The sequence below is a fragment of the Deltaproteobacteria bacterium genome (genome assembly GCA_009929795.1).
Classification (GTDB): Bacteria; Desulfobacterota; Desulfovibrionia; order Desulfovibrionales; family Desulfomicrobiaceae; genus RZZR01.
Genome location: RZZR01000378.1, coordinates 1 through 1241, shown reverse-complemented (window position 1 = coordinate 1241; position 1241 = coordinate 1). Strand labels below are relative to the sequence as shown.

At 56.9% G+C, this 1241-nt stretch carries 3 protein-coding genes; all 3 read right to left on the bottom strand.

What is annotated here, in order from left to right; genetic code table 11:
• The coding region (locus tag EOM25_15140; protein ID NCC26514.1) for a hypothetical protein at positions 1-248 on the bottom strand (248 nt) is incomplete at its 3' end.
• 259 nt (positions 249-507) lie between these two features.
• Entirely contained in the window at positions 508-726 is a 219-nt protein-coding gene (locus EOM25_15135; GenBank protein NCC26513.1) for a hypothetical protein, read from the bottom strand.
• A 98-nt stretch (positions 727-824) separates the two neighbouring features.
• The gene (locus tag EOM25_15130; protein ID NCC26512.1) at positions 825-1067 is read right to left on the bottom strand and encodes a hypothetical protein; all 243 of its coding nucleotides are present in this window, start codon (positions 1065-1067) and stop codon (positions 825-827) included.
• Positions 1068-1241: the final 174 nt, after the last annotated feature.

Below are 1241 nucleotides of genomic sequence, written 5' to 3'. Positions count from 1 at the left end.
TCGGCCTGGAGCGTCAAAACTGCACTTTTGGCCGAGGCCAGGGCGGCCTTTTTGGCTTCAAGGGCCTCCATGGCCTTGTCGATCTTCTGCTGGATCTTTTCGGCCTGGCGGCCTGCCTCATCCTTGCTCAGGACCATGCTCTCAAAGGCGGCCTGCCTTACGGCCAAAATTTCGGCCGCTTGCTCTTCGCGCATTTTCACGGTCAAGGGATGCGATTCGAGTAGCTGCAATGTCTTGTTGGTTTCCATTTCGTTATCCTCAATGTTTTTTTGTGGTTTTTATCAAAGAAAGGGTCAAGCACCGGTCTTTAAGCTAAATTTCGTTAAGATTTTGGGTACACCTCCCACTTGGCTTGTGTTTTTGCCCTAAAATTTACAGATAACCGCACACGACAGTTCGACACCGGTCCGGCCCTAGAGGTCGGTAAGAATCGAGGCCCTCCCAGTGCAACACCTCGTTTGTGTTTGTGAGTTAGAATTGACGCGACAGTCCGACACCGGTCCGGCCCTATTGATCGTGGAGACTAAGGCGCCCCCGGTCAAACCACTCCGATGACAGGGCATCGGCCAGGCCGGACAGCTCCAGGGACAGCCAGACGACGCTGGACCGTGGCGTCTTCGGGTCGATGTCCAGGATTGACCGGGCCGTCCTTCGCAGTTCGTGAACGAATGCTAATCGGGACAATGCCCAGCGCGGATAGTCGTTCGGGGTTTGCGGTCGATCCATGGTTGTCTCCTCTGTCCGGGGCCAGGCGTGGCTGGGTGTCCAGCCCCGGGACGGTTAAGGGTTTTTCAAAACAAATTTTTGAGCATGACGGCCGCATCCTAGTCGTGTTCAAAGTGCGGGCAGGCCCCGGCCCCCGAGCCCATGCCGATGTCGCGCTTGTAGCAACACCCATCCCTGAACCATCGGCAGTCCCCGCAATCGAATTTCTCTAGGCCCGTGGGGAAGCCCTTTGCACAGCCGCCACCCTTCGGGGCCTTAGGGAATCCTTGTGGGGTTGGCGGGTTGACTCGGCATTCGCCCGTTTCGGGCCAGAAGTATTTGCAGCGTCGGCAAGGTATCATGGCAATGTCCTCCTCAATGTTTCGTAATCTGGAAATGTCGCGACGTAGGACACGGCCTTGGCGTGGTACATGGGGCGCCACGGCGCGAAGGCCGGATGTGTGTAGTCGTTGCCGACGTAGTTATGAAATGTCAGCACAAAGCCCTTGCCCTCGGCCCTGTACGCCTCTCGATGA

What these genes read in the sequence shown, in the direction of transcription:
- EOM25_15135 (NCC26513.1), bottom strand. Translation starts at nt 726, where the DNA reads ATGGATCGACCGCAAACCCCGAACGACTATCCGCGCTGGGCATTGTCC.
- EOM25_15130 (NCC26512.1), bottom strand. Translation starts at nt 1,067, where the DNA reads ATGATACCTTGCCGACGCTGCAAATACTTCTGGCCCGAAACGGGCGAA.